General features: G+C 74.5%; 29 protein-coding genes and 1 pseudogene. 12 read left to right on the forward strand and 18 right to left on the reverse strand.

Going from position 1 to position 25,210, the window contains the following annotated elements; genetic code table 11:
- Positions 1-2 precede the first annotated feature (2 nt).
- Both JHAT_RS35755 and JHAT_RS20325 read right to left on the reverse strand, forming a co-directional pair.
- Positions 3-242 carry an Imm21 family immunity protein gene (locus JHAT_RS35755; protein WP_290439808.1) on the reverse strand — a complete coding sequence of 80 codons (240 nt, stop codon included), beginning with the start codon at positions 240-242 and terminating at the stop codon, positions 3-5.
- A 24-nt stretch (positions 243-266) separates the two neighbouring features.
- Positions 267-737, reverse strand: coding sequence for a rhodanese-like domain-containing protein (locus JHAT_RS20325; protein WP_077799652.1), 471 nt, complete (start codon positions 735-737; stop codon positions 267-269).
- A gap of 123 nt (positions 738-860) precedes the next feature.
- Here JHAT_RS20325 and JHAT_RS20330 point away from each other — a divergent pair, with 123 nt between their 5' ends.
- A complete protein-coding gene (locus tag JHAT_RS20330) occupies positions 861-1,307 on the forward strand; it encodes an Lrp/AsnC family transcriptional regulator (protein WP_077799653.1) in 447 nt (148 codons plus the stop codon).
- Positions 1,308-1,314: 7 nt separating this feature from the next.
- Here the strand turns inward: JHAT_RS20330 and JHAT_RS20335 are convergent, their stop codons facing one another.
- The 4 genes from JHAT_RS20335 to JHAT_RS20350 form a co-directional block, all read right to left on the reverse strand.
- Positions 1,315-4,308 carry an AAA family ATPase gene (locus tag JHAT_RS20335; protein ID WP_077799654.1) on the reverse strand — a complete coding sequence of 998 codons (2,994 nt, stop codon included), beginning with the start codon at positions 4,306-4,308 and terminating at the stop codon, positions 1,315-1,317.
- A complete protein-coding gene (locus JHAT_RS20340) occupies positions 4,305-5,468 on the reverse strand; it encodes an exonuclease SbcCD subunit D (protein WP_077799655.1) in 1,164 nt (387 codons plus the stop codon). Before JHAT_RS20340 ends, JHAT_RS20335 begins: the two co-directional genes overlap by 4 nt.
- 271 nt (positions 5,469-5,739) lie before the next feature.
- A complete protein-coding gene (locus JHAT_RS20345; protein ID WP_077799656.1) occupies positions 5,740-6,366 on the reverse strand; it encodes a YigZ family protein in 627 nt (208 codons plus the stop codon).
- Positions 6,367-6,418: 52 nt separating this feature from the next.
- Positions 6,419-7,144, reverse strand: coding sequence for a hypothetical protein (locus JHAT_RS20350; RefSeq protein ID WP_077799657.1), 726 nt, complete (start codon positions 7,142-7,144; stop codon positions 6,419-6,421).
- Between the two features lie 130 nt (positions 7,145-7,274).
- Here JHAT_RS20350 and JHAT_RS20355 point away from each other — a divergent pair, with 130 nt between their 5' ends.
- Positions 7,275-7,727, forward strand: coding sequence for a CoA-binding protein (locus JHAT_RS20355; protein ID WP_077799658.1), 453 nt, complete (start codon positions 7,275-7,277; stop codon positions 7,725-7,727).
- Between the two features lie 20 nt (positions 7,728-7,747).
- Here JHAT_RS20355 and JHAT_RS20360 read toward each other — a convergent pair whose 3' ends face one another.
- The 3 genes from JHAT_RS20360 to JHAT_RS35760 all read right to left on the reverse strand — a co-directional run bounded on the left by JHAT_RS20360 (position 7,748) and on the right by JHAT_RS35760 (position 10,048).
- The gene (locus tag JHAT_RS20360; protein ID WP_077799659.1) at positions 7,748-8,305 is read right to left on the reverse strand and encodes a YbaK/EbsC family protein; all 558 of its coding nucleotides are present in this window, start codon (positions 8,303-8,305) and stop codon (positions 7,748-7,750) included.
- A 43-nt stretch (positions 8,306-8,348) separates the two neighbouring features.
- Positions 8,349-8,921, reverse strand: coding sequence for a helix-turn-helix domain-containing protein (locus JHAT_RS20365; protein ID WP_077799660.1), 573 nt, complete (start codon positions 8,919-8,921; stop codon positions 8,349-8,351).
- Between the two features lie 329 nt (positions 8,922-9,250).
- A complete protein-coding gene (locus JHAT_RS35760) occupies positions 9,251-10,048 on the reverse strand; it encodes an acyltransferase (protein WP_077799661.1) in 798 nt (265 codons plus the stop codon).
- Between the two features lie 107 nt (positions 10,049-10,155).
- On the opposite strand from JHAT_RS35760, the gene JHAT_RS20375 reads away from it, so the two are divergent.
- Entirely contained in the window at positions 10,156-10,683 is a 528-nt protein-coding gene (locus JHAT_RS20375; RefSeq protein WP_077799687.1) for a gamma carbonic anhydrase family protein, read from the forward strand.
- Between the two features lie 32 nt (positions 10,684-10,715).
- Here the strand turns inward: JHAT_RS20375 and JHAT_RS20380 are convergent, their stop codons facing one another.
- On the reverse strand, positions 10,716-11,351 hold the full coding sequence (locus tag JHAT_RS20380) for a DedA family protein (protein WP_077799662.1): 636 nt from the start codon (positions 11,349-11,351) through the stop codon (positions 10,716-10,718).
- A gap of 140 nt (positions 11,352-11,491) precedes the next feature.
- Positions 11,492-11,929, reverse strand: coding sequence for a DUF4442 domain-containing protein (locus JHAT_RS20385; protein WP_077799663.1), 438 nt, complete (start codon positions 11,927-11,929; stop codon positions 11,492-11,494).
- A gap of 85 nt (positions 11,930-12,014) precedes the next feature.
- Here JHAT_RS20385 and JHAT_RS20390 point away from each other — a divergent pair, with 85 nt between their 5' ends.
- Positions 12,015-12,980 (forward strand): hypothetical protein, encoded by a 966-nt coding sequence (locus tag JHAT_RS20390; RefSeq protein WP_077799664.1) that lies wholly within the window; start codon positions 12,015-12,017, stop codon positions 12,978-12,980.
- Positions 12,981-13,080: 100 nt separating this feature from the next.
- Positions 13,081-14,106, forward strand: coding sequence for a hypothetical protein (locus JHAT_RS20395; RefSeq protein ID WP_077799665.1), 1,026 nt, complete (start codon positions 13,081-13,083; stop codon positions 14,104-14,106).
- Positions 14,107-14,133: 27 nt separating this feature from the next.
- On the opposite strand, the gene JHAT_RS20400 is transcribed toward JHAT_RS20395, so the two are convergent.
- Positions 14,134-14,979, reverse strand: coding sequence for a spermidine synthase (locus JHAT_RS20400; RefSeq protein WP_077799666.1), 846 nt, complete (start codon positions 14,977-14,979; stop codon positions 14,134-14,136).
- 42 nt (positions 14,980-15,021) lie between these two features.
- Positions 15,022-15,759 carry a DNA alkylation repair protein gene (locus tag JHAT_RS20405; protein WP_077799667.1) on the reverse strand — a complete coding sequence of 246 codons (738 nt, stop codon included), beginning with the start codon at positions 15,757-15,759 and terminating at the stop codon, positions 15,022-15,024.
- 49 nt (positions 15,760-15,808) lie between these two features.
- Here JHAT_RS20405 and JHAT_RS20410 point away from each other — a divergent pair, with 49 nt between their 5' ends.
- The 3 genes from JHAT_RS20410 to JHAT_RS20420 all read left to right on the forward strand — a co-directional run bounded on the left by JHAT_RS20410 (position 15,809) and on the right by JHAT_RS20420 (position 17,899).
- Complete coding sequence (locus JHAT_RS20410; RefSeq protein WP_077799668.1) at positions 15,809-16,588, forward strand: TVP38/TMEM64 family protein; 780 nt, start codon at positions 15,809-15,811, stop codon at positions 16,586-16,588.
- Between the two features lie 191 nt (positions 16,589-16,779).
- On the forward strand, positions 16,780-17,655 hold the full coding sequence (locus JHAT_RS20415) for an undecaprenyl-diphosphate phosphatase (RefSeq protein ID WP_077799669.1): 876 nt from the start codon (positions 16,780-16,782) through the stop codon (positions 17,653-17,655).
- Between the two features lie 64 nt (positions 17,656-17,719).
- Positions 17,720-17,899, forward strand: a complete 180-nt coding sequence (locus tag JHAT_RS20420; protein ID WP_077799670.1) for a hypothetical protein — start codon at positions 17,720-17,722, stop codon at positions 17,897-17,899.
- Positions 17,900-17,954: 55 nt separating this feature from the next.
- Here JHAT_RS20420 and JHAT_RS20425 read toward each other — a convergent pair whose 3' ends face one another.
- From JHAT_RS20425 to JHAT_RS20435, 3 genes are all read right to left on the reverse strand, one after another.
- Positions 17,955-18,695, reverse strand: coding sequence for an SDR family NAD(P)-dependent oxidoreductase (locus JHAT_RS20425; RefSeq protein ID WP_077799671.1), 741 nt, complete (start codon positions 18,693-18,695; stop codon positions 17,955-17,957).
- 39 nt (positions 18,696-18,734) lie between these two features.
- Positions 18,735-19,367 carry a hypothetical protein gene (locus JHAT_RS20430; protein ID WP_077799672.1) on the reverse strand — a complete coding sequence of 211 codons (633 nt, stop codon included), beginning with the start codon at positions 19,365-19,367 and terminating at the stop codon, positions 18,735-18,737.
- Positions 19,368-19,458: 91 nt separating this feature from the next.
- The gene (locus JHAT_RS20435; RefSeq protein WP_077799673.1) at positions 19,459-19,743 is read right to left on the reverse strand and encodes a hypothetical protein; all 285 of its coding nucleotides are present in this window, start codon (positions 19,741-19,743) and stop codon (positions 19,459-19,461) included.
- A gap of 222 nt (positions 19,744-19,965) precedes the next feature.
- On the opposite strand from JHAT_RS20435, the gene lnt reads away from it, so the two are divergent.
- Positions 19,966-21,540: an apolipoprotein N-acyltransferase gene (gene lnt / locus JHAT_RS20440; protein ID WP_077799674.1), complete on the forward strand. Its 1,575-nt coding sequence runs from the start codon at positions 19,966-19,968 to the stop codon at positions 21,538-21,540.
- Here the strand turns inward: lnt and JHAT_RS20445 are convergent.
- A complete protein-coding gene (locus JHAT_RS20445; RefSeq protein WP_077799675.1) occupies positions 21,464-22,369 on the reverse strand; it encodes a Gfo/Idh/MocA family protein in 906 nt (301 codons plus the stop codon). The two genes, lnt and JHAT_RS20445, sit on opposite strands and share 77 nt — an antisense overlap.
- Positions 22,370-22,382: 13 nt before the next feature.
- On the reverse strand, positions 22,383-23,564 hold the full coding sequence (locus tag JHAT_RS20450; protein ID WP_077799676.1) for an FAD-dependent monooxygenase: 1,182 nt from the start codon (positions 23,562-23,564) through the stop codon (positions 22,383-22,385).
- A gap of 95 nt (positions 23,565-23,659) precedes the next feature.
- On the opposite strand from JHAT_RS20450, the gene JHAT_RS20455 reads away from it, so the two are divergent.
- From JHAT_RS20455 to JHAT_RS33955, 3 genes and pseudogenes are all read left to right on the forward strand, one after another.
- Positions 23,660-24,259 carry a TetR/AcrR family transcriptional regulator gene (locus tag JHAT_RS20455; protein ID WP_077799677.1) on the forward strand — a complete coding sequence of 200 codons (600 nt, stop codon included), beginning with the start codon at positions 23,660-23,662 and terminating at the stop codon, positions 24,257-24,259.
- Positions 24,260-24,308: 49 nt separating this feature from the next.
- The gene (locus JHAT_RS20460; RefSeq protein WP_077799678.1) at positions 24,309-24,821 is read left to right on the forward strand and encodes a DinB family protein; all 513 of its coding nucleotides are present in this window, start codon (positions 24,309-24,311) and stop codon (positions 24,819-24,821) included.
- A gap of 107 nt (positions 24,822-24,928) precedes the next feature.
- Positions 24,929-25,210 (forward strand): annotated as a pseudogene (locus tag JHAT_RS33955) (hypothetical protein); the annotation flags it as partial.

Genomic DNA, 25,210 nt, shown 5'->3' on the forward strand with positions numbered 1-25,210 from the left:
GGTCAGCGCCGGAAGTCCCCCTCGGTGTCGACGACCTGACCGGTGGCCCGGCCCGCCTCGTCCGTGGCGAGCCACGCGATGAGGCGGGCCGGGTCGTCGGGCGCGCGGGCCCGGTCGTGGTCGGAGGCCGTCTCCTCGCCGTCGGCGCCGGTCCGGAGCGGCAGGGCCGTCTCCGGCACCGCTATGAGCGGACCGCCGCCCGACTCGGCCCCCTCCACCGTGCCCGGCTCCGCGCATCGCACCGTGCGGCAGAACCCGCGCGGCCGTCAGCAGCCGCAGTCGGCCGCGTCCACCGGGGCGGTCAGCCGGTCGGCGGGGTGGCGCTCGGTGCCCTGCCAGGTCTCGTACGCGAAGCCCTCGCGCACCCAGTACTCGAAGCCGCCGAGCATCTCCTTGACCTGGTAGCCGAGTTCGGCGAGGGCGAGCGCGGCGCGGGTGGCGCCGTTGCAGCCGGGGCCCCAGCAGTAGGTGACGACCGGCACGGCGGGATCGAGGAGGTGCGCGGCCTGTCCGGGAATGAGCGCGGTCGGCAGGTGGACGGCTCCGGGGACGTGGCCCTGGTCCCAGGACTCGGTGGAGCGGGAGTCCACGACGACGAACCCCGGGTCGCCGCCGGCCGCCAGCGCGGCGGCGACGTCGGAGACGTCGGCGTGGAAGGCGAGGCTCGCCCGGAAGTACGCGGCCGCGTCGGCGGGGGCGGCGGGGGCGACGCGCAGCACGGGGTTGGTGGTGATCATGGTCCGGCCTCTCCTTCGGTGGATCTCCTGACCGGAAATCTACGGGCGCCGCGCCCTCCCCAGAAGTGACGATCCCCGGCGCTCCCCTTGATCCGGCGGGGATTCCCCTGCTATCCCTACGGCATGACCACGTATTCCCCGGACGCCACCGACTGGCTCATCCTGGACGTCCTCCAGCGGGACGGGCGGACCGGCTTCGCCGAGCTGGCCCGGACCGTCTCCATGTCGGCGAGCGCGGTGACCGAGCGGGTGCGCCGCATGGAGGAGGCCGGGATCATCCGGGGGTACGCGGCCGTCGTGGACCCGGAACGGCTGGGGATGCCGATCCTGGCGTTCGTGCGGCTGAGGTACCCGACCGGCAACTACAAGCCGTTCCACGACCTGGTGGCCGTCACGCCGGAGATCCTGGAGGCGCACCACGTCACGGGCGACGACTGTTTCGTGATCAAGGTCGCGGCCCGGTCGATGCGGCATCTGGAGGAGGTGTCGGGCCGGATCGGCGCGCTGGGCTCGGTGACCACGAGCGTCGTGTACTCCTCGCCACTGCCCCGTCGTCCCCTGGGCCGTTGAGACCGGCTCAGCCGAGGCCCCGCTGCCGCAGCACGGAACCCGACCGGCCCTTGACGACCTCCAGTTGGGCGTGGATCCGGCGCCGCAGGTCGGCGACGTGGCTGACGATGCCGACGCTGCGGTCCTGTTCGCGCAGCGAGTCCAGGACGTCGAGGACCTCGTCGAGGGTCTGGTCGTCCAGGCTGCCGAACCCCTCGTCGATGAAGAGGGTGTCCAGGCGGACCCCGCCCGCCTCGTCGGTGACGACGTCGGCGAGGCCCAGTGCCAGGGCGAGGGAGACGAAGAAGGTCTCGCCGCCGGACAGGGTCGCCGTGTCCCGCTCCCGGCCGGTCCAGGCGTCGACCACGTGCAGTCCGAGGCCGCTGCGTCCGCGGCCGGTGCGGTCGTCGGAGTGGACGAGGGTGTAGCGGCCCGAGGACATCCGCCGCAGCCGCGCGGTCGCGGCGGCGGCGACCTGCTCCAGACGGGCCGCGAGCACGTACGACTCCAGGCGCATCCGGCGGTCGTTGTCCGCCGAGGTGCCCGCGGCGAGGGACGCGAGGCGGGCGACGCGGTCGTACTCCTCGCGCAGGGGGGCGAGCCGGCGCGCCGCGGTGGTGGCGTGCGCGGACAGCCGGCCGAGTTCGGCGCAGCGCCGGGCGGCGGCGTCGCGCGCGGAGGAGGCGTCCCTCAGTCTCCGTCCCGCGTCGGCCGCTTCGCGCTCCGCCCGGTCGACGTCGGCAGGGGGCTGCCGGGCGGCGGCAGCGGTGTCGGTCTCGGCGAGGACCGCGCGGACGGCGGCCTCCTCGGCCTGCCAGGCGTCCAGCCGCCGTTGCAGGTCGCGGTGGGCGGTGTCGTCGAGGAGGGCGTCGGCCGCCTCCCGCGGTGTGTCGAAGCCGGCCCGGAAGGCGGCGTCGGCGAGGCGGGCGTCGGCGTCCTTGAGGCGCTGGGCGGTGTCCTCGGCGACGCGCGCGGCGTCGGCGGCCTCGGTGAGCAGGGCGGCCCGCCGCTCCAGCTGGGCGGCCCGCGCGGCGACGCTGTCGGCCGTGCCGCGCGCCTGGACCAACTCCTCCTCCAGCGAGGCGTGTTCGCGCTGCAGCCGTTCCCGGTGGGCCACGCGGGAGGCGGCCCGGACGGCGGCCTCCTGCCGGGCCGCGATGCGCTGCTCCCGCTCCCGCTCCGCCCGGCGCAGCTCCTCCTGGGCGGCGTGCAGTCCCGAGGCGAGGGCCCGCGCCCGCGCGTATCCGCGCTCCAGTTCCTCGGCCTCTTCGGCCAGCTGCCCGGCGGGGGTGTTCCCGGCCTCCGCCGTGGCGGCGGCGAGTGCCTCCCGCAGGGAGCCGAGGCGCCGTTCGGCGTCCGCGCGCCACTCCTCCGCCTCATGGTGGGCGGCGAGCGCCTGCTCCTCGGCGTCCCGGCCGACGTGCCCGATGATCCGGCGTGCGGGGGCGGGGTGTTCGGTGGCGCCGCACACGGCGCAGGGTTCACCGTCGGTGAGGTGTGCGGCGAGTTCGGCGGCGATGCCGTTCAGCCGCTGTTCCTTGAGGCCGAGCCAGTGGGCGCGGGCCTCGACGGCGTCCTGTGCCGCGGCCAGCGCCTGTCGCTCCGCCGCGTCCGCCTCGACGGCGAGCCGGTCCCGTTCCCGGGCCGCGTCCAGCCGCCGCCGCGCCGGATCGCGCTGCACGGCGAGCTGTTCGGCGCGGGTCGCGGCCTCCTGTGCGGCGTCGACGCGGGCCTGGAGGCCGGCGCGACGCGTCTCCCAGTCGGTCAGCCAGGTCTCCGCCTCGTGGGCGACGTCCTCGTCGGCGCGTTCCTGCCGGTCCAGTCCGGCGCGTTCCGCGGCGAGTTCGGCGAGGCGTCCTTCCGCCCGCCGGGCCGACTCCAGCGAGCCCAGTTCCTCGGCGGTCCGGCGTGCTGCGGCGGCCAGTCCGGCGGCGCCGGCGTCGGCCAGGGACTCGGGCAGCAGGGCCCGCGCCCGTGCCTCGGCCTCGACCGCCCTCCGGTGTTCGGCGTCGGCGGCGTCCCGCAGCCCCAGGGCGGGGGCGACCGCTTCCGCCTTGCGGGCGCGCTCCATGCGTTCCTGTGCGGCGCGGTGGGCGTCGGCCCGCTCCGCCAGCCGCCCGGCCCGCTCCCGCGCCTCGGCGTACCGCCGTTGCAGCCGGTCCCGTTCGCGCGTGTCGGCGAGGGCCCGCTCGGCGGCGGCCTGGGCGGCCTCGGCGGCGGTGAGCCGGCAGTCGGCCACGGCCAGCAGTTCCCCGGCGGTGCTGCGGGCGACGGCGGCCGCGCTCAGCACGGCCTCGGCGAGGCCCGGTTCGCCGGGTGCCAGTTCCGGCAGGACCATGGCGTCGCCGGCGGCCTGCTGCATCCGGTGGGCGTCCGCGAGCAGTGCGGCGTCCCCTTCCCGCACCCGGGCCTCGGTCGTGCGGCGCCGCTCGGCGAGGCGCTTCTCGACCTCGGCGAAGCGGCGGGTGTCGAAGAGCCGGCCGAGCAGCTTGCCGCGGGCCTCGGCGTCGGCGCGCAGGAAGCGGGCGAAGTCGCCCTGGGGCAGCAGCACGACCTGGCAGAACTGCTCACGGCTCATGCCGAGCAGCTGGGTGATCTCCTCGCCGATCTCCTGGTGGGAGCGGCTGAGGTCCTTCCAGGTCCCGGCCGTCGCGTCGTACTCGCGCAGCCAGGTCTGGGCCTTGTCGACGGTGGTGCCCCTGCCGCGCAGCTTGGGGCGTTCCCAGGGCGGCTGCCGGGTGATCTCCAGCCGCCGTCCGGCGACGGTGAGTTCGAGGCGCACCTCGGTGCGGGTGCCGACGGCGGCGTGGTCGCTGCGCAGGGTCATGCCCTGGCCGCTCTGCCGGGCGCCGGGGACGGAGCCGTACAGCGCGTAGCAGACGGCGTCGAGGACGGACGTCTTGCCGGCGCCCGTCGGTCCGTGCAGCAGGAACAGCCCGGCCGCCGACAGCTCGTCGAAGGCGACGCTCTGCGATCCGCCGAAGGGCCCGAAGGCCGTGATGTCGAGCCGGTGCAGCCTCACCGGGCCACCTCCCGCACGGTCTCGTCCGCGCGCACCGCGTCGAAGGCGTCCCGCAGCACGGTCTGCTCGTGGTCGTCGGGCCCCGCGCCGCGCACGTGCGCCACGAAGTCCTCCGCGATCTGCTGGTCACTGCGGCCCGCCAGGCGCCGGGCGTAGGAGACCGCCGGGTCGTCCGGGGCCCGGTCGGGGTCGAAGACGAGGCTGAGGGTGTGCGGGAAGCGCCCGGTGAGCCGGGCCATGGGGTCGGCCGGCCGTACGGGATCGGTGAGGGTCGCCTCGACCCACGCCTCCTCGTGGCGGGTCAGCTCCGGGTCGGCGAGCAGCTCCTCCAGGGTGCCCCTCAGCCGGGCCAGCGGCCGCGGCACCGGGCAGTCGACGCGCTCGGCGGTCACCGAGCCGCCGGCGTCCAGGTCGACGAGCCACATGCTCTTGCGGTGGGCGGCCTCCGAGAAGGAGTACGGCAGCGGGGAGCCCGAGTAGCGGACGCGCTCGGTGATGGTCTGGCAACCGTGCAGGTGCCCCAGCGCCACGTAGTCGACGCCGTCGAAGACGCCGGAGGGCACGGCGGCGACCCCGCCGACGGTGATGTCCCGTTCGCTGTCGCTCGGTTCGCCGCCGGTGACGAAGGCGTGCGCGAGGACGACGGAGCGGGTGCCCCGCGCGCGTGTGGCGAGGTCGGCGCGGACCCGGTCCATGGCGGCGGCGAGCACGCTCTCGTGCCCCGCCTTCTCGACTCCGAACTCGGCTTTCACCAGGGCGGGTTCGAGATAGGGCAGCCCGTAGAGGGCCACGTCCCCGTGCTCGTCGGCCAGCACCACCGGGGTGCCGCACCCCGTCGGGTCGGTGCGCAGGTGGATGCCGGCGCGGTCGATGAGCCCGGCGCCGACGCCGAGGCGGCGGGCCGAGTCGTGGTTGCCGGAGATCATCACCGTCGGCACCCCGAGGCGGGCGAGGCGGTGCAGGGCGTCGTCGAACAGCTCGACCGCGGCGAGCGGCGGCACCGCCCGGTCGTACACGTCCCCCGACACGAGCACGGCGTCGACGCGGTGCTCACGCACCGTCTCGACGAGGTGGCCGACGAAGGCGGCCTGCGCGTCGAGCATGTTCACCCGGTGGAACGCCCGGCCCAGATGCCAGTCGGACGTGTGCAGCAGTCTCACGAGTCCGCTCCGCCCCGCACGCCCACTCCCACCGCAGCCTCACCGTCGACACGAGCGACCGCCTGGTGGCGGCCGGTCCGCACCACGCTAATACGTCCGCGCCCCTCGCCTTCCACGAACGCCCGCCCCCACGGCGCCCGTCGGCCGGTGTTGTGGTGAAACGTCCGTTTCCGTGCGTCCCGAGGGTGAGGTTCCCGACCGGCGTCCCGGTTCGACGCCCCGCCCCCGTGCGTCTTCCCGCTCCCGGACGTCCCCGTACGCCTCCCCGCCCTCAGACGTCCCCGTACGTCTCCCCGCCGAGCTCGAACCGGGCGGAGCCCGCGGTCGCGTCCGCCAGCCAGCCCCGGAAGGCGTCCACGTCGGCGTCCGGCAGGCCGATCTCGATGGTGACGGCCTCGGCGTACCGCACGTCGCGCACCTCCCGCCCGGTCGCGCGCAGCTCGTTCTGGAGCTTGCCGGCCCGCTGGTGGTCGACGGTCACCGTGGCCAGGCGGAACCGGCGGCGGGTGAGGGTGCCGAGGTCGTCCAGGGCCTCGCCGACCGCTCCGCCGTAGGCGCGGATGAGACCGCCCGCGCCCAGCTTGACGCCGCCGAAGTACCGGGTGACGACGGCGACGACGTACCGCATGTCGCGGCGCAGCAGCATCTGGAGCATCGGGAGGCCCGCGGTGCCGCCGGGCTCCCCGTCGTCGCTCGCCTTCTGCACGGCGGCGTCGGCGCCGATGACGTACGCCCAGCAGTTGTGGGTGGCGTCGGCGTGCTCCCTGCGCACGGAGGCGATGAACGCCTGGGCCTCCTCCTCGGTGGCCGCCGGGGCGAGGGCGCACAGGAAGCGCGAGCGGTTGATCTCGGTCTCGTGCACGCCCGCCCGGGGCACCGTGCGGTACTCGTCCTGCATCCGGTCAGCCTAGTCCGTGGCCGTGCGGGCGGCGGACGCCGCCCGGTCGAGGTCAGGCGGCGGTTCCCACGTCGCGGGTCAGGTCGAGGCCGAGGAGCCGGTCGGCGTGGGCGAAGGTCTCGAACCGGGCGCCGTCCGGGACGGCCGGGTCGGTCCCGGCCCGGCGCAGCACCCCGAGGAGGGCAGGGGTGTCCAGGTCGCTCTCCCAGGCCGCCCGGAGCCGGTCGCGCACGTCTGCGGGGACGGGACGGGAGGGCCGGCGCGCCCAGGCGGCGACCGCTCGGCGCAGACGGGTGAGGGTGGCGCCGGCGTCGTCCAGCGCCGCCGCGTCGAGGTGCACGGGTGTGCTCCTGTGCCGTTCCAGCAGGGCCAGGCGCAGGGCGTAGGGGTCGGCTCCGGCGAGGGTGTCCGGGTCGGCCGGGTCGGCGGGGGCGACGGCGACCGTCGTCCCCTCGTGCACCACGGCGCCCTCGCGCACGACGTGGAGGGCCTGGGACGCGGCCGGTCCGCCCGGTCCGCCCGGTCCGGCCTCGAAGGGCCGGATACCGAGGGCGGCGGCGTCCGCCCGCAGCCCGTCCCCCGCCTCTGCGCCGGTCAGCAGGGCCCACACGGGCGTGCCGTCGAGTTCCAGGGCACGGACGAGGAGGTCGGCGACGAGGAGTACGCGCAGGCCGGTGGTGTCCCGGTCCGGCACGTGCGCCTCGACCCGGGTGAAGCCTCGCCGGACGGGGGCGGCGGGGACCGGTTCGCCGGTCCGGGCGTCGAGGATGCGCAGCACGGGGTGAGCGTAGGCGGACCGCGCCCGTGGCGCACCGCGGGCGCGCGCCGGGGGTGCCCCGGGAATGATCGTCGGCCGTCCTCCGTTCTCGCTGACGACCACGCGTTCCAGGAGTCCGAGGAGGCCGCCGGTGTACGGCGACGAGGCAACCGTTCGCAAGATCCTCACCGAGCTGGGCGACACATGGGCCGTGGTGGGCCTGTCGTCGAACCGGCAGCGCGCCGCGTACGGCGTCGCCGAGGTGCTGCAGCGCTTCGGCAAACGGGTGGTGCCGGTGCATCCCAAGGCGGAGACGGTGCACGGCGAGCGCGGGTACGCCTCCCTCGCGGACATCCCGTTCGACGTGGACGTGGTCGACGTGTTCGTCAACAGCGACCTCGCCGGGGCGGTGGCCGACGAGGCGGTCGCCAAGGGGGCCCGGGCGGTCTGGTTCCAGCTCGGCGTGGTCGACGAGGCCGCGTACGAGCGGACCCGGGCGGCGGGACCGGAGATGGTGATGGACCGCTGCCCGGCGATCGAGATCCCGCGGCTGGGCCGGATCCCGTCGTCGCCGGGCGGACGGGAGTCCGACGACAGGGCGTAGGCCGTGACGCCCGGTCCGCGTCAGGCGACGCCCAGCCCCTCCAGCACCACGGCACCGGGCAGCTCCGCCAGGGCCTTGCCCGGGATCAGCAGCTTGCCGCGCCGGCGTCCGCTGCCGACGAGGACGTAGGGCAGGTCGACGACGGCCGCGTCGACCAGCACCGGCCAGTCGGCGGGCAGGCCGACGGGGGTGATCCCGCCGTACTCCATGCCGGTCTCGCCCGTGGCGGTGTCCATCGGGGCGAACGACGCCTTGCGGGCACCGAGATGCCGGCGCACGACGCCGTTGACGTCGACCCGGGTCGTGGAGAGCACCACGCACGCGGCGAGCGTGGTCTCGCCGCCCCGCTTGCCGGAGACCACCACGCAGTTCGCGGACCGCTCCAGCAGTTCGCGGCCGTAGTGCTCGACGAAGACGGCGGTGTCGGCCCACCGCGGGTCGGTGTCGACGTGGACGATCTGCTCGGCGGGGACGCTGCCGCGCCAGTGGCGCACGGCGTCGGCGACCGGGGCGGTCAGTTCGTCGAGGCAGTCCGGGGCGGGGGTGGCGCTGTCGAAGTGTCCGAGGGGTGCGTGCATGGCCGCACGCTAACAACTGCGCGCCGCCCGGCGGCCGGTCGTCTCAGCGGACGGGCGGCACCGACACCGCCATGATCATCTCCATCGGTTCCCCGCCCTCGTTCCCGTACGTGTGCGGGGTGGCGGCCTCGAAGGAGGCGCTCGCGCCCGTGGGCACGCGGTGGGCCACGCCGTCGACGGTGAGCGTGAGTTCCCCGGCCGTGACGTGCACGAGTTCGACCGTGCCGGCGGGGTGGGGGTCGGAGGGGCTGCTCTCGCCCGGCATCAGGCGCCAGTCCCACATCTCCAGGGGGCCGGGGGCCTCGGCGTCGGCGAGCAGCCGGTTGTAGCTGCCGGCGTCGGTGTGCCAGAGCCGTACGGCCTGCTCGGCGGGGACGACGCGGACCGCCGGGCCCTGCTCGTAGTCGAGCAGGGTGGGGATGCTGACGCCGAGCGCGTCACCGATCTTGACGACCGTCCCGAGGCTGGGGTTGGTCCGCGCCTGCTCGATCTGGATGAGCATGCCGCGGCTGACGCCGGCCCGCGCCGCCAGGGCGTCCAGGGTGAAGCCGCGCTCGGTGCGCCAGCGTCTGACGTTCCGCGCCAGGGACTGGGTCAGCAGGTCGAGGTCCGACACATTCCGTCCATTGTCGTGGATGACGGGGTGCAGTTCGTTGAACTGCGGTGGACTGCACCCGATCGTTCACCGAACTGTACTGGGAGGCGGGCGGACCACGGCAACGCCTTTCGCCCCGGCCACGGACTCCGGTGAGGCCCGGCCGGCTCCGGAGGCGGGACGCCGGCCCGGCGCACGCCCGCGCCGCCGCCGGACGGCTTCGCCCGGGGTGCGCCGCCGGCGCCGGTCTCCGTCGGGCTCGCGGACGTCGCGGCGAACGGCCGCGCGGCACCCGGGCGGCGGGCCGAGGCGGACGGGACGTCGTCGACGCCCTCCCCCGCACCCGCGGCTCACCCCTCGGCGGCCGGCTCCGCGAGCTTCTCCGCGGTCCCGTCCTCCAGCTCGGCCAACCGGGCCACCGCGTCCTCGTCCAGCCGCGCCAGTGCCCGCAGCTGCTCCGGCGTGACCCCGTCCGGCACCGGCACGGGGGCCGGGGTCCGCAGCGGCGGCTGCCAACCCTCCGCGGGCGTCCAGCGCCGTACGACGCGGGCGGGCGCGCCCGCCACCACGGTGTGGTCGGGGACCGCGCCCCGGACCACGGCGCCGGCGGCTACCACCACGTTCCGTCCGATCCGCGCGCCGGGCAGGATCACCGCGCCGGTGCCGATCCAGCAGCCGGAGCCGATCTCCACCGGCTCCATCCGGGGCCACTGCTTGCCGATGGGCTGGTGCGGATCGTCGTAGGAGTGGTTGGTGGAGGTGACGTAGACGTACGGGCCGAAGTAGCAGTCGCTGCCGATGGTGACGGCGGTGTCCGCGATGACGTGGCTGCCGCGGCCGAGGACGACCCCGTCGCCGATGCGCAGGATCGGCTCCGGACCCAGGTCGAGGTCCGGCATGAGTCCGGCGGTCAGGGTGACCTGCTCGCCGATGATGCAGTGGGCGCCGACGTGGATCCAGGGCTCGCCGAAGACCGTGCCGAGCGGGAAGGCGAGCCGGGTGCCCGTGCCCAGCGCGCCGAAGCGGAAGCGTCCGGGGTGCGCGGCGGTGACGGAGCCGGTGCGCTGCACCCAGGCCCAGCCCGCGTGGACGGCGCGCTGCGCGAGGCGGCTGGACCAGGACGAGAACGTGTTCTTGCGCTTCGGCACCCGCTCACGGTACTCAGCACGCGACGCGGGGGAGGCGCCCCAGGCCTGTGATCTTCACCCCACCGGGTGGCGTACGGTGCACTGCATCACCCGACCAGGAGGCGATGATGACGCAGAAGGCGCTGATCAAGGGCATCGGCGGCAGGGACCCGAAGGTGGACGCGGAGGCCTTCGTGGCGCCGACGTCCTCGGTCGTCGGGGACGTGACGCTGCACGCGGGGGCGAGCGTCTGGTACGGCGCGGTCCTGCGCGGCGACGTCGAACGGATCACCGTCGGGGCGAGCAGCAACGTCCAGGACAACTGCACGCTCCACGCCGACCCCGGCTTCCCCGTCACGGTCGGCGAGCGCGTCTCCATCGGGCACAACGCGGTCGTGCACGGGGCGACCGTCGAGGACGACTGCCTGATCGGCATGGGCGCCACCGTCCTCAACGGCGCGGTGATCGGTGCCGGTTCGCTGGTGGCAGCCCAGGCGCTCGTCCCGCAGGGCATGCGGGTGCCGCCGGGTTCCCTGGTCGCCGGTGTGCCGGCGAAGGTGCGGCGCGAGCTGACGGAGGAGGAGCGTCAGGGCGTCACGCTGAACGGGACGATGTACGCGGAGCTGGCGAAGGCCCACGGCGAGCTCCACGACTGAGCGGGGAGGGACGCCGAGGGCCGGCGGGCGCGTCAGTCGCCGGCGGTGACGGGGTCCGGTTCCGGCCGGGCCTTCGCCGCCTTGCGCCTGACGACGAGCATGGAGGCGACGCCGATGACGACCGCGGCCACCAGGCCCAGCCACGAGAAGCGCTTGAGCCAGGACTCGGCGACGACACCCACGTAGTAGATGACGGCGGTGGTGCCGCCCGCCCAGACGATGCCGCCCAGGACGTTGGCGATCAGGAACTTCCAGTAGGGCATCCGCAGCACGCCGGCCAGCGGGCCGGCGAAGATGCGCAGCAGGGCGACGAAGCGGCCGAAGAACACCGCCCACATGCCCCACTTCTGGAAGGACCGCTCGGCGGTGGCGATGTGCCCCTCGCTGAAGTGCTTGGGGAACTTCCTGCCCAGCCAGGCCAGCAGGGGCCGGCCGCCCTTGCGGCCGATGGCGTAGCCGATGGAGTCGCCGATCACCGCGCCAGCGCTGGCGCAGGCGCCGAGGATCACCGGGTCGACGCCGCCGTGCTGGGAGGAGAGCAGGGCCGCCGAGACCAGGATGATCTCGCCGGGCAACGGGATGCCGAGGCTCTCCAGACCGATGACCAGTCCGACGACGGCGTAGACGGCCGCCGCGGGCACCGTGTCGAGCCACTCCTGGACGTGCAACGCCGCATCCTCCGATTCGCGTCCCTGCCGCGTGCGCGGGTGCCTGCCCCGCCGCTTCCCGGGTGCGCCTCGATCGAGGCGCACCCGGGAAGCCTACCGGTCCGCGCGGCCGTTCCGGGCCCCGGCCGTGGACGCGGGGCTCAGCCGTTGGGCCGCAGGGTCCACACCACGGTCATCTCCCCCGTCACCGCCCCGTCCTCGCGCCGGATGGCGACGCTCACCGGGAACTCGGGGCGCTTGCCCTCGTCCAGTTCCGCGACGACCTCGGCGATCGGCCGGCCGAGGGTCGCGGTGGCGGTGACCGGGCCCAGGGCGATCTTCTTGAACGCGATCTCGGCGGTGACCGGCAGCGGCACGGCGCGGGAGAGCTGGTCGCCGAAGGCGGCCAGGACGATCGCGCCGCTGGCCGACTCGCCCAGCGTGAACATGGCTCCGGCGTGCGGCCCGCCGACGTGGTTGCGGTACTCGCTCTGGTCCGGCAGGGCCAGGACCGCCTTCTCGGGGGTGGTCTCCAGGTACTCGAGGTTCAGGGTCCGGACCATCGGCACCGTGGCGGCGAGCAACTCGCCGATCGACATCTGATCTGCGCTCATGACAGCAGGTTACCCACGAGTAGCTTGTGGGGGCCAGACCCTTCCGGTGATCACCGTATGCTTGCCGCCCATGTGGCCAGGAGAGCAGCCGTCCGCCGGAGGTCCGCACCCCGGACAGCCGAACCCGTACCAGCGGCCCACCCCGCACCCCGGACAGCCGAACCCGTACCAGCAGCCCACCCCGCCCGCTCCGTGGAACGCCCCCACGGTCACGGCGGGCCCGCCGTCCGGCGGCGGACCGGGCGGACGCCGCACGAAGGTGGCGGCCGTCGTCGCCGCCACGGCCGTGGTGGTGGCCGCCGCCGTGACCGGGGCCGTCCTCCTGGGCGGCGGCGAGGACGACCGGGCCGAACCGGATCCGGCCGCCTCGTCGGCGTCCGCGTCCGCCCCCTCGCCCTCCGGCGACGGCGACCCGCGGAACACGGACGACGCCCCGCGGCCGCTCGTCCCCGGCTGGAACACCGTGGTGAACCCGGATCTCGGTGTCGCCTTCGACGTACCGGCCTCCTGGAAGCGGCAGTCGGCCGACTGGGTCAGCTTCGTCTCGGACGACGCGGACCCCGACGACAAGCCCTTGATCGGCATGAGGGCCCCGGCCGTGCTCGAGGAGGAGTGGTGCGCCTCGGACGACGACGGGGACGGCTCGGTCGACCACACGCCCCTGGCCTCCGCCGGCACGCGGGGCAACGACGGTGCACGCAGCACCGAGGAGATCGCCCGGTCCGACTCGGCGGCGTGGGTCTACGGGGCGTTCACCCAGCCCGACCGGAAGAAGATCACGACGGAGCCGGCGGTCTCCTTCACCACCACCTCCGGCATCACGGGCAGCCTGGCCACCTCCCGGTCGGCCGGGGTCGCGAAGAAGGGCAGGTGCGACGTGGACGGCAAGGCCACGACGTTCGCCTTCACGTCCGCCGACGGCGACCTCGTCTCCTGGTCGTTCGTCGGCCCGGCGCGGGTCGGCGACGAGGTGCCGGACGCGACGGTACGGAAGATCGCGGCCACCGTCCGGGAGTTCACGCCGTCGGGCTCCTGAGGAACCACGGCACGGCCGGCCGCGCCGGACCGGCTTCGGTACGGCCCCGACGAGGCCCGGTGACCGAATCGTGTCCGGTGCCGCACTAGGGTGACTGCCCATGTGGCCAGGACAGCAGCCGCCCGGGGGCGAGCAGAATCCGCAGAACAACCCGTACCAGCAGCCGGGATACCAGCAGCCGAATCCGTACCAGCAGCCCGGCTATCAGCAGCAGCCCGGTCCGTACGGACAGCAGCCGCAGTGGGACGCCGGTCGGCCCCCGGGCAGGCCGGAGCCGGCGACCGTCGTCGGCGGTGGCAGCGGCGGCGGTGGCGGCAACCGGACGAAACTGGTCGCGATCGTCGCGGCGCTCGCCGTGGTGGTGACCGCCGGTGTGACCGGATTCCTGGTGCTGGGCGGCGACAAGGACGACAAGGCCGACGGCGGCAAGGGCACGAAGCCGTCCGCGAGCACGTCCGGGACCCCGACGGCCGGTCCGAGCGCCTCCGGCGACGACAACCCGCGCGCCGGCGGCGACGAACTGAAGCCGACCGTCGAGGGCTGGAAGGTCGTCGCCAACCCGCGCTTCGGCACGCTGTTCGACGTGCCCGCCGACTGGGAGATCGACAGCACCGACACGAGCGTCGGCTTCGAGTGGGAGAAGGACGGGGAGACGGACCGCACCACCGTCACCGCCCCGGCCTACCTCAAGTCCGAGTGGTGCACCGAGGACGCGAACAAGGACGGCCGCAAGGAGAGCACCGCCCTCGCCACCGCCGGCACCCGTGGTGAGGACGGTGCCAAGGACACCGCCATGGCGGCCGAGACCCGGGTGCCCTGGTGGATCTACGGCGGCTACACGGAGCCGGACATGAAGAGCGTCAAGTACGACAAGCCGAAGGACTACACCACGGCCTCCGGCATCAAGGGCAGCCTCGCCACGGCCCACTCGGAGGGCACCCCGCAGAAGGGGAAGTGCGACAGCGAGGGCAAGGCGATCACCTTCGCGTTCAAGAACGGCGCGGGCAACTACGTCACCTGGAACCTCTACGGCGCCAAGGGCGTCAAGGACGAGATCCCCGAGGCGACGGTCCAGAAGATCCTGAGCACCGTGCGCCTGACCGAGGACCCGCCGACGGAGGCCTGAGACCCGTCGGCGTCCGGCACCCGCCGCTCAGCCGATGCCGAACGCCCCGGCGGGAGGCTCGGGCGACGGCAGGGCGTCCTCGTCCCGCACCGGCCGCGCGTCGCCGATGAAGTCCCGCAGGGCCGGCCCGTGTTCGACGCGGGCCGGGAAGGCGTCGGCGGCGGTGCGCCGGGCCAGCGCGGCCGTGTCGAAGGGCCGGTGCGCGGCGACGAGCACGGCGTTGCCGAAACGGCGTCCGCGCAGCACTCCCGGTTCGGCGACGAGCGCCAGTTCCTCGAAGAGCGTGACGAAGGCGGCGAGTTGCGACCGCAGGAACGCGAACGGCGCCGCGTCGGCGAGGTTGGCCAGGTAGACGCCGTCGCGCCGCAGGACCCGCTCGGCCTCGTGGGCCCACGCGAGGGACGTCAGGTGCGCGGGCACGCGGGAGCCGCCGAAGACGTCGGCGACGAGGACGTCGGCCGAGTCCGCGGGCGCCGCCTCCAGCCAGGCCCGGGCGTCCGCGCCGTGCACGGTGATGCCGGCGCGGTCCGGCAGCGGCAGGTGCTCGGCGACCAGGTCCAGCAGACCGAGGTCGGCCTCCACGACGTCCTGCCTCGAGCCGGGCCGGGTCACGGCCACGTACCGGGGCAGGGTGAGCGCGCCCCCGCCGAGGTGCAGCACGTCCAGCGGGCGGCCCGGCTCCGCCACGGTGTCCAGGGCGTGGCCGAGCCGTCGCGCGTACTCGAACTCCAGGTGGGCCGGCTCGTCCAGGTCGACGTACGACTGCGGCGCCCCGTCGACGGTGAGCAGCCAGGCCCGCGGCCGGTCGACGTCGGGCATGAGCTTCACGGTGCCGTGGTCGGTGACGCGGCTGACGGGTATGGCTTCGTTCACCCTCCCATTGTGCCGGTGGGCGGCGCCCTCGTCCGGCGGCGGTCACCGCCCCCGGTGCCACGGGCCGATGTTCCGCAGCGCCTCCCGCGCGGACAGCGGGGCGAGAACCTGCCTGTGCGCGGCCACGAAGGCGCGTACGGCGCCGGGGTCGGTCTTCGCATATTCGCGCAGGCACCAGCCGATGGCCTTGCGGACGAAGAAGTCGGGGTGGCCGGACCGGCGCAGGCAGTAGCCGAAGAGGCGGTCCGTGTCGGTGCGTTCCCGGTGGCGCAGCTGGTGGAGCAGTGCGGCGCGGACCAGCCAGAGGTCGTCGTCCGCGATCCAGGCGTCCATGTCGGCCGTGAGGCCGCGATCGGCCGCGACCAGCCCTCCGACGACGTGTGCGGCGAGCAGGTCGACGGTGTCCCACCAGGGGACGGTGGTGAGCAGGTGCCGGACCACCGGGAGGAAACCGGAAGAGCAATGCGTCACATGACGGCGCAGCAGATCGACGGCGAAGTAGTGGTACTCGCGCTCGGGCAGCCGCCAGCAGCGCAGCGCGATCGCGGTGCAGTCCGCCTCGCCGGGGCGGGGCAGGCCGTCCAGGACCGCGCGGGACAGGGTACGGCGAACAGGCGTGGTCAGGCCCAGGAAGGGGGCCACGTCCTTCATGTACGCCCGCATCGCCACGGCCCGCCCGGGATCGGCGGCGCCGGCGTACGCGGCGGTGAGCCGCTCCAGCACCGTGTCGGCGAGAGGGCTGTGCGGCACGTCCGGGATCGCCGTGTCTGTGACGCTCATGAGACGCACCCTACGGCGATCACACACATATGTCGGTTAGTGTCACCGGATGCTCGATGCCACCACCCGCTCTGGGGGCACCATCACGGCCTCTCCCCGGGCCGCCGCGACGGAGCTCGCCGTCGCCGCCGCCACCGGGCCCGTCGCACCGACCGGTCTCACCGCCCGCGTGACGAGAGTCCTGCTCTCCCCGTGGTCCCGTTTCTCCCTGCTCGTCGCCCTGCTCGCGTCGGCCGGGACGGCGGTGGTGCTGTTCCAGCCGCAGCGGTTGCTGACGAACGGCTGGCCGCCACAGCTCGGAGGCGCCGCCGCGGCGGTCGCCTACGCGGTGGCGTACGGGCTGTGCACCGTCGCCTTCGTACCGCGTCCGCTGCTGAACCTGGCCGCGGGCGCCCTGTTCGGCTCGCAGCTGGGCCTCGCCGCCGCCCTGGCGGGAACGGTCCTGGGCGCCGGGGTCGCCTTCTGCCTGGGCCGGGTGCTGGGCCAGGAGGCGCTGCGTCCGCTGCTGCGGGGCAAGTGGCTGAAGGCCGCGGACGGGCAGCTCAGTCGGCACGGTTTCCGCTCGATGCTGGCGGCGCGGCTGTTCCCGGGGGTGCCGTTCGCCGCCGCCAACTACTGCGCGGCCGTCTCGCGCATGGGCCTGCTGCCGTTCCTGCTGGCGACGGCCCTCGGGTCGATCCCGAACACCGCCGCCTACGCCGTCGCCGGGGCCCGCGCCTCGACGCCGACCTCCCCGGCCTTCCTGATCGCCCTGGCCTGCATCGCCCTGCCGGGGCTGGCGGGTGCCGTGGTGGCCTGGCGCAAGCGTCACCGGCTGCGCGGACGCTGACGGAGGTCCGTCCGGGCCGATGAGGGGTGAGGGGGCCCGGGCCACCGACCGGACCCCCTCACCCCCTGTCGTCCGGCCTTCATTTCGGGGCGCTACGCTGCCCCTCGACACGCCTGATCCTGATCACCGCGGACGGTGGCTCGGTGTGTCCATCGACTGTTTCTCGATCGGCACTTGGACTCCGCAACCTCATGTCTTGGTTTGAATCCCTCATCCTCGGACTCGTCCAGGGGCTGACCGAGTTCCTCCCCGTCTCGTCCAGCGCGCACCTGCGCCTGACCGCGGCGTTCTCCGGCTGGCACGACCCGGGTGCGGCCTTCACGGCGATCACCCAGATCGGCACGGAGGCCGCCGTCCTCATCTACTTCCGCAAGGACATCGGGCGGATCATCTCGGCGTGGACCCGCTCGCTCGCGAGCAGGGAGATGCGCGGGAACCCGGACGCCCGCATGGGCTGGCTGGTGATCATCGGCTCGATCCCGATCGGCGTGCTCGGTCTGACGCTGAAGGACCAGATCGAGGGGCCGTTCCGCGACCTGCGCGTCACCGCGACCATGCTGATCGTCGTCGGCGTGGTCATCGGCATCGCGGACCGCCTGGCGGCGCGCGACGAGCAGGGCGGCCGACACCGCGCGCCGAAGCGGCGCAAGGAGCTGGACGACCTGGGCGTGCGGGACGGCCTGATCTACGGGCTCTGCCAGGCCATGGCCCTCGTCCCCGGCGTCTCCCGGTCCGGCGCGACCATCAGCGGCGGTCTCTTCATGGGCTACCGGCGCGAGGCCGCGGCCCGGTACTCGTTCCTGCTCGCGGTCCCCGCGGTGCTCGCCTCCGGCCTGTTCGAGCTCAAGGACGCGATGGAGAGCGACCACGTCTCCTGGGGTCCGACGCTGTTCGCGACGGTCATCGCCTTCGGCACGGGCTACGTGGTCATCGCCTGGTTCATGAAGTTCATCTCGACCAAGAGCTTCATGCCGTTCGTCTGGTACCGCATCGCGCTCGGCATCGTCATCATCGCCCTGGTCGCGGCGGGAGTGCTCAGCCCGCACGCCGCGGAGTCCTCGGGCTGAGGGGCATATGCCTGCGTAGCCGTCCGGTAGCGCAGTGTCAGTGCTTGCCCCTAGGCTTGTCCGCATGTCCCCCGATTACGTGACCCCTGGTTCCGTGCGTTCCGCGGCGGAGCTGAACGACCAGATCCGCGCCCTGTGGCGACGTGCGGGCGGATCCCTGTCGGCTCAGGAGCGCGTGGAGTACGAGCTGCTGGTGATCGAATGGGCCGCCGCGATCCGCTGCGAGATCATCGAGGCCGCCTGAGCGGCCGGGAGGCCGGCCCGTGAGCAGGAGCTCCGGGCCATGCCGACGCGCCGCCTCAGCGTCCTCCCGCGACACGCAGCACCGTCCCCGTCGTGTACGACGCGTCCGGCGACATCAGCCAGGCGGCGGCCGCGGCGATCTCCTCGGTCCGGCCCGCGCGGCCCAGCGGTACGGCCGCTCCCATCCGTCGGGCCCGGTCCGGGTCGCCCATGGCGGCGTGCATGTCGGTGTCGACGACGCCCGGTGCGACGGCGTTGACGCGGACGCCGGCCGGGCCGAGCTCCTTGGCCAGGCCCACGGTGAGGGCGTCGACGCCCGCCTTGGAGGCCGCGTAGTGGACGTACTCCCCCGGGCTGCCGAGGGTCGCGGCGCCCGACGACACGTTGACGATCGCGCCGCTCCCCCGCGCGGTCATCAGCTGAGCGGCGCGGCGGGCGCACAGCAGCGTGCCGAGCAGGTTGACGTCGAGGACCCGGCGCAGGACCGCGGTGTCGCTGTCGGCGAGGCGCCCCAGCGGGCCGGTCACCGCCGCGTTGTTCACGAGGCCCGTCACCGGGCCGAGCTCCCGCTCCGCCGCGTCGAAGAGACGCTCGACGTCGGCCTCGACCGACGTGTCCGCCCGCACGGCGAGGGCACGGCCGCCCGCCTCCCGCACCCCGGCCGCGACCGCCCCGGCGGCCGCCTCGTCACGGACGTAGCCGACGACGACGTCGTGTCCGTCGGAGGCGAGGCGCAGGCAGGTCGCCGCGCCGATCCCCCGGCTGCCTCCGGTGACGACGGTGACGGGACGCGTCATGACCCGACCTCCTGTACGAGCGCTTCGATCGATCATCGATCATCCTAGGCGCGGGGTGTCCCGTGTCCACAGGGCGAGGTCGCTGCTCGTCGCCACGGCGAGGGTGCGTCCGGAGGGGGAGAATCCGGCCGCGCGGAACGTCGAGTAGTTCACGTGGACGATGTGCCACCACCGCTCGCCGTGCGGACCCGCGTGGGGCAGCCCGCCGTCGCGGGACAGCAGGACACGCTCGTTCGGCCAGGCCGGAGTGACGACCTCGAGGCACCAGCCGTCCTCGGTGGTGGTGTGCAGTCCGCCGCCGAAGAGCCCGGCGATGTGCACCCTGTTCCCGGCGATCGGCCCCAGTCCCGGGCAGGACAGGTCGGCGACCGCATCGGGGGTGCTGTCCTCGGGGTCGGGGTCGCGGTCCCGGGCGATCTTCTCGCCGGTGACCGCGTCGAAGAGCCCGTGCCCGTCGCGCGAGACCACCATCACCAGGTCACGGCCGGTGCCGGGGTCCGATGCGAAGCCGATCCCGAGCAGTCCGCCGACCGGCACGCCGTAGGTGTGCGCGAAGACGGGCCGCCAGGGCTCGGGGGCGGGCACCACGGGGGCCGCGAGAAGCCGGTCCCGCATCGCCCTCTGGTATGCCGTGAGTTCCGGCTCGTGCTCCGACCGCCCGACCGGGTCCATGCTCCGCGTCCGCTGTTCCACGCCCCCATGATCCCTGTTCCGCCGGGCCGGTCCGGCACGCTCACCGGCACGGCCGGACGGCCCCGCGCCGTCACAGGGAAGCCACCACCTCGCCGGCCATCACCTCGGGCGGGTGGGGAAGCACCGACGCGAGGTGGTCCCGCACGAAGCCCGCGGCCCTCAGGACCGATTCCTCGGCACCGGCCCGGTCCTGGAAGATGCTGGTCGAGACCATCACCCCGCCGCCGGCATCGATCCAGTAGTAGGCCACGAAGCCGGAGACCTGACGCAGGAGCGGCAGGAACCCCTCGTTCACCAGACGGGCCGCCTCGGCCGCGTCGGTCACCCCTTCGTACCGCCGGACTGCTGCGTACATTCCCGAGCTCCTCACGCCATCGCGGGTTCGTCCTCTGCTGAGCTGTCGTACCCCGGCGGCGGCGTCCGGCTCACGAGGCGTCCGGCAATCACCTGAAGGGCCACCCCGGGCGATCCGAACGGCGGTGGACACCTGCCCGGCCGGCGCGCCGCCGGTGTGATCGACTGAACGGGTCCGTGCCGGGAGCGCACACTGAAGGCACCACGGGGTAGGGAGCCGCCCATGAAGACGCTCGGCCACTGGCTCACCTCCCCCTGGCGGCGCTCGGCGGTCGCCGTGCTCGCCGGCGCGCTGCCCGTCCTCGCCTTCCCCGCCCCCGGGCTGTGGTGGTGGGCCTGGGTGGCCCTCGTCCCCTGGCTGCTGCTGGCCCGCAGCGCGCTCACCGGCAGGCGGGCCGCGTACGACGGCTGGTGCGCGGGGTTCGGGTTCATGCTGGCCATGCACCACTGGCTGCTGCCCAGCCTGCACGTGTTCACGTTCGTCATCGCCGCACTGCTCGGCGCGTTGTGGGCGCCGTGGGGCTGGCTGGTGCGGCGGCTGCTGGGCGGGGCCCCGTCGGGCGGCGGGGTCGCGGCGGCGCTGGTGGTGCTGCCGTCGGGCTGGCTGGCCGTGGAGCTGGTCCGGTCCTGGCAGGGGCTCGGCGGTCCCTGGGGCATGATCGGTGCCAGTCAGTGGGAGGTCCCCCCGGCGCTGCGGCTCGCCTCGGTCGGCGGGGTGTGGCTGCTCAGCTTCCTGGTGGTGGCGGTCGACGTGGCCGTCGCCGTCCTGGTCGCCGTCCGCCGGGCCCGGGTGCCCGCCGTGGCCGGCCTCGTCGCCGTCGCGGCCGTCGCCTGCGCCGCCTGGGTGTGGTCGCCTCGCCCCGACACCGGCGAGCGGGTCGCCGTCGCCGTGGTGCAGCCCGGTGTCGTCGCCGGCCGTGACAGCGCCGACCGGCGCTTCGACCGGGAGGAGGAACTGACCCGGGGGCTGGCGGACCGGGGCGCCGACCTGATCGTCTGGGGCGAGAGCAGCGTCGGCTTCGACCTGGACGACCGGCCGGACCTGGCGCGGCGGCTGGCGGCCCTGTCCCGTCGGACCGGTGCGGACATCCTGGTGAACGTGGACGCGCGGCGCTCGGACAAGCCCGGCATCTACAAGAGCTCGGTGCTGGTCGGCCCGGACGGCCCGACCGGCGACCGGTACGACAAGATGCGGCTGGTCCCCTTCGGGGAGTACGTGCCGGCGCGTTCACTGCTCGGCTGGGCCACCTCCGTGGGCAAGGCGGCCGGCGAGGACCGCAGGCGCGGCTCGGCGCAGGTCGTGATGGACGTGGGGGACGGACTGCGGATCGGCCCGATGGTGTGCTTCGAGAGCGCCTTTCCCGACATGAGCCGGCATCTGGCCGCCGACGGCGCCGAGGTGCTGCTCGCCCAGTCGTCGACGTCGACGTTCCAGGACACCTGGGCTCCCGCGCAGCACGCCTCGCTCGCCGCGCTGCGCGCCGCCGAGACCGGCCGTCCGATGGTCCACGCGACGCTGACCGGGGTCTCCGCCGTGCACGACGCGACGGGTGCGCGGGTCGGCCCCCGGCTCGGCACCGACGCGAGCGCGGCGCAGGTGTACGACGTGCCGCTCGCCCGCGGGACCACCCCGTACGTCCGCTTCGGCGACTGGACGGTGCACGCGGCGCTGCTGGTCCTCGCGGCCTGGGCCGCCGCCGAGGGGGTGCGGACGCTGCGGCTCAGGCGGTCGGGTCCAGCACCGCGCGTACCACCCGCTCGCACAGCTCATGGGTCTCCAGCGCGTCCCGGGCACTGAGCACCGTGCCCGACCGCACCGCGTCGAGGAAGGCGAGCACCGCCTGCTCGATGCCGCGCTGCCGGGCCACCGGAACCCAGTCGCCGCGCCGCCGCACGGTCGGCTGGCCCTTGTGGTCGATCACCTCGGCGAGGTTGACCACCTGGCGCTTGGTGTCCTGGCCGGAGACCTCGAGGATCTCCTCGGCCGAGCCGCTGAGCCGGTTCATCACGCCGAGCGCGGTGAAGCCGTCCCCGGCGAGCTGGAGGACGACGTGGTGGAGCAGGCCGTCCTCGGCGCGGAAGCGCACGGTGACGTCGTCGACCGGGCCGGGCACCAGGAACCGCAGGGTGTCGACGACGTGGATGAAGTCGTCGAGGATCATGGTGCGCGGATCCTCCGGGAGCCCCGTGCGGTTCTTCTGCATGAGGATCAGCTCGCGCGGGTGCTCGGCGCACTGCGCGTACCCGGGGGCGTGGCGCCGGTTGAAACCGACGGCGAGGCTCGTGCCGCGCTGCTCGGCGAGTGCCACCAGCCGCGCGGAGTCGGCGAGTTCGTAGGCGAGCGGCTTGTCGACGTAGGTCGGTACGCCCGCTTCCAGGAGCCGCGTCACGATCTCGGGGTGGACCGCCGTCGGCGCGTGCACGAAGGCGGCGTCGAGGTCCTGGGCGAGGAGGGAGTCGAGGTCGGCGTGGCGCTGCCGGTCCGGGAGGCGCAGGCCGTCGGCGACGCGGGTGAGGGTCGCGGGGGTGCGGGTCTGCAGGTGCAGCTCGGTACCGGGCAGGACGGCGAGCACCGGCAGGTAGGCCTTCTGCGCGATGTCGCCGAGTCCGATGCAACCGACCTTCACGGGGTGTGCTCCTCTAACGCTCGCCGGCCCGGGTCCGCTGCGAAGCATACGGCGCCTGCGGGGGCCGCCAGTCGGCGATGCCGTCGAAGCCGCGCAGGAACAGCGCGGGGCCGGTCCTCGACAGCGCGGCGATCGCGGCGTCGCGCAGGGCGGTCACGGCGCGGTTGCCCGCCATGTTGAGCCGGGCGACCCTGACGGCCTGCCGGGCGACGGCGATGGTGCGGGGCAGCCGGGCGGTCGTGTAGGCGGCGAGGTCGTCCCGGTGGTGGGCGAGCACGATCGCGTCCTCGATCGCCTGGTTGCCGCCCTGGCCGAGGGTCGGCGGCATGGCGTGGGCCGCGTCCCCGAGGAGGGCGACCCGGCCGCGGTGGTAGGCGGGCAGGGGCTCGGCGATGTGGTGCACGTCGTGGCGCAGGACGTCCTCGGGGCGGACGGCGGCGAGGACGGCGGGGATCGGGTCGTGCCAGTCGCCGTACCGGTGCAGCAGTTCCGCCCGCTCGTCCGCGGCGTGCCCGCCCGGCGCGGTGACGGCGGCGGCGTACGCGTAGACGCGGCCGTCCTTGAGCGGGTGGGTGCCCCAGATGCGGCCCCGGCCCCAGGTCTCCTGGGAGGCGAACGTGACGCCGGGCAGCGGGACGACCGTCCGCCAGGTGGTGAAGCCGGAGTAGACGGGTCCGGGATGGTCCGGGAACAGCGTGCGGCGTACGGCGGAGCGGATGCCGTCGGCGGCCACGACCAGGTCGGCCTCCAGCTCGCCGTCGGGTGTGCGCACGCGGGCCGGCCGGTCGTCGTCGCCGGGGTCGGTGAGGGTCGCGGCGGCGCCCGTGCGGATCGCGCCGGGTGGCAGTTGTGCGGCGAGGCGGTCGACGAGGCCGGCCCGGTGCAGCAGCACGAGGGGGCCGCCGAACCGGGCCGCGGCGGTCTCGGCGCTGGACCGGGAGAGCCAGCGTCCGCCCGGGGTGCGCAGGCCTCCGTCGCCCTGCCAGGCGGCGAGGTCGCGGATCTCGTCGCCGAGGCCGATGACGTCCAGGGCGCGCAACGCGTTGGGCGACAGGGAGATGGCGGCGCCGACGGGCTCCAGGGCCGGGGAGCGCTCCAGCACGGTGACCCGCACGCCGGCGCCGTGCAGGGCCGCCGCCGCGGTGAGCCCGCCGATCCCGCCGCCGATCACGACGGCCTGCCGGGTCCTGTCCATGGCTCCTCCTCGCGTCCACCGCGCCTTCACTACAAGTGTAGTGAACGGATGCCTCGACTGTACTACAGCCGTAGTGCGCCGGGTAGGTTGGCCGCATGTCCGACCGCACCGCACCCCCCACCGGCGCCGCCCGCGCCGGTCTCGTCGCCGACGCCGCGCTCGCCCTGCTCGCCGAGCGCGGGATGCGCGGCCTCACGCACCGCGCGGTCGACGAGGCGGCCGGACTCCCCCAGGGCTCCACGTCCAACCTCGCGCGGACCCGGCAGGCCCTGCTGGAACTGGCGGTGCGGCGGCTGGCCGAGCGGGAGGCGCGGGTCCTGGCCCTGCACGAGATGCCGGACCCGCGCGGCGGCACCGACGCCCTGGTGGACGCGCTGGCGCTGGCGACGCACCGTGCCCTGACCCGCAACCGCGAACTCACCCTGGCCCGCTACGAACTGGCCCTGGAAGCCACCCGCCGGCCCGAACTGCGCGCCTACTTCGACGCCACCGGCGCCCGCTTCCGCGACCAGCTCGGCGCCCTCGTCACGGCGATGGGCTCGGCCGACCCGGCCCGTCACGTGCTGTCCCTCGTCGCCTGGGCGGACGGGCTGATGTTCTCCTGCGTGGCCGGGTCGTTCAGCGCCGAGGTGCCGGGGCCGGACGAGGTGCGGGCGGATCTGCGGGAGTTGATCGACGGGATGCTGGGCCGCTGATCCGCACCATTCCCTGGTGGATCACGTGGAGTCGGGTCAGGATGCACACATGACCACCGACCGCCGGGAACCCGCGACCGATGCCGACGAACGCACCATGCTGGAGGGCTGGCTGGACTACCACCGGCAGACCCTCGCCTGGAAGTGCGAAGGCCTGACCGACGCACAGCTCCGGACCGCCTCCGTGCCCCCCTCCTCCCTCTCCCTGATGGGGCTGGTGCGGCACATGGCCGAGGTGGAGCGGAGCTGGTACCGCAGGGTGCTGGCGGACGAGGAGGCCGAGCCGATCCACTACAGCGACGAGGACCCGGACGGCGAGTTCCACCTGACCGAGTCGGACACCTGGCAGGAGGCGTACGCCACGTGGCAGGCCGAGATCGAGGCCGCCCGGCGCATCGCGGCCGGCTTCCGGCTCGACGAGATCTCCCGGGGCAGGCACCGGCGCACCGGTGAGCGGTACAGCCTGCGCTGGGTCCACACGCACCTGATCGAGGAGTACGCGCGGCACAACGGCCACGCCGACCTGATCCGCGAGTGCCTCGACGGCGCCACCGGCGACTGACGTCACCCACCGCTGACGCGGTGCCTCCGTAAGGGGCCGGAGATCACCCGTGCGGAGCAAACTCCGCCCGTCCGCCGCCCGCGGAGCGGGTCCGACCCGCCAGAGTGATGCGGGTGCATCGAACGACGACCACCACCACGCTGCTGCTGACCGTGGCCGCCTCGGCCCTGTCCGGCTGTACGACGGTCCAGCCCTCGGCCGGTCCGGCGGCCGACGCCCGCCCGGCCGCGTCCCCCACGGACGGGCCGGCCGAGCCGCGGGCCCTGCAGGCCCCGGCCCGTGAGGCGCTGGGGACGACCGGCCCCTCCCCGTCCCCCGGCCGCGCCTCGGACGAGCCGCGCCGCACGGCGCGCCCGACGACTCCGGCGCCGCGCAAGCCCCCGGCCGCC

The sequence above is a fragment of the Streptomyces sp. JHA26 genome, from assembly GCF_002005565.1.
Taxonomy (GTDB): domain Bacteria; phylum Actinomycetota; class Actinomycetes; order Streptomycetales; family Streptomycetaceae; genus Streptomyces.

What these genes read in the sequence shown, in the direction of transcription:
- JHAT_RS20405 (WP_077799667.1), bottom strand. Translation starts at nt 15,759, where the DNA reads ATGAGCGTCACAGACACGGCGATCCCGGACGTGCCGCACAGCCCTCTC.
- JHAT_RS20325 (WP_077799652.1), bottom strand. Translation starts at nt 737, where the DNA reads ATGATCACCACCAACCCCGTGCTGCGCGTCGCCCCCGCCGCCCCCGCC.
- JHAT_RS20435 (WP_077799673.1), bottom strand. Translation starts at nt 19,743, where the DNA reads ATGTACGCAGCAGTCCGGCGGTACGAAGGGGTGACCGACGCGGCCGAG.
- JHAT_RS20450 (WP_077799676.1), bottom strand. Translation starts at nt 23,564, where the DNA reads ATGGACAGGACCCGGCAGGCCGTCGTGATCGGCGGCGGGATCGGCGGG.
- lnt (WP_077799674.1), top strand. Translation starts at nt 19,966, where the DNA reads ATGAAGACGCTCGGCCACTGGCTCACCTCCCCCTGGCGGCGCTCGGCG.
- JHAT_RS20395 (WP_077799665.1), top strand. Translation starts at nt 13,081, where the DNA reads ATGTGGCCAGGACAGCAGCCGCCCGGGGGCGAGCAGAATCCGCAGAAC.
- JHAT_RS20455 (WP_077799677.1), top strand. Translation starts at nt 23,660, where the DNA reads ATGTCCGACCGCACCGCACCCCCCACCGGCGCCGCCCGCGCCGGTCTC.
- JHAT_RS20360 (WP_077799659.1), bottom strand. Translation starts at nt 8,305, where the DNA reads ATGCACGCACCCCTCGGACACTTCGACAGCGCCACCCCCGCCCCGGAC.
- JHAT_RS20375 (WP_077799687.1), top strand. Translation starts at nt 10,156, where the DNA reads ATGACGCAGAAGGCGCTGATCAAGGGCATCGGCGGCAGGGACCCGAAG.
- JHAT_RS20415 (WP_077799669.1), top strand. Translation starts at nt 16,780, where the DNA reads ATGTCTTGGTTTGAATCCCTCATCCTCGGACTCGTCCAGGGGCTGACC.
- JHAT_RS20430 (WP_077799672.1), bottom strand. Translation starts at nt 19,367, where the DNA reads ATGGACCCGGTCGGGCGGTCGGAGCACGAGCCGGAACTCACGGCATAC.
- JHAT_RS20385 (WP_077799663.1), bottom strand. Translation starts at nt 11,929, where the DNA reads ATGTCGATCGGCGAGTTGCTCGCCGCCACGGTGCCGATGGTCCGGACC.
- JHAT_RS20390 (WP_077799664.1), top strand. Translation starts at nt 12,015, where the DNA reads ATGTGGCCAGGAGAGCAGCCGTCCGCCGGAGGTCCGCACCCCGGACAG.
- JHAT_RS20345 (WP_077799656.1), bottom strand. Translation starts at nt 6,366, where the DNA reads ATGCAGGACGAGTACCGCACGGTGCCCCGGGCGGGCGTGCACGAGACC.
- JHAT_RS20420 (WP_077799670.1), top strand. Translation starts at nt 17,720, where the DNA reads ATGTCCCCCGATTACGTGACCCCTGGTTCCGTGCGTTCCGCGGCGGAG.
- JHAT_RS20460 (WP_077799678.1), top strand. Translation starts at nt 24,309, where the DNA reads ATGACCACCGACCGCCGGGAACCCGCGACCGATGCCGACGAACGCACC.
- JHAT_RS20330 (WP_077799653.1), top strand. Translation starts at nt 861, where the DNA reads ATGACCACGTATTCCCCGGACGCCACCGACTGGCTCATCCTGGACGTC.
- JHAT_RS20425 (WP_077799671.1), bottom strand. Translation starts at nt 18,695, where the DNA reads ATGACGCGTCCCGTCACCGTCGTCACCGGAGGCAGCCGGGGGATCGGC.
- JHAT_RS20410 (WP_077799668.1), top strand. Translation starts at nt 15,809, where the DNA reads ATGCTCGATGCCACCACCCGCTCTGGGGGCACCATCACGGCCTCTCCC.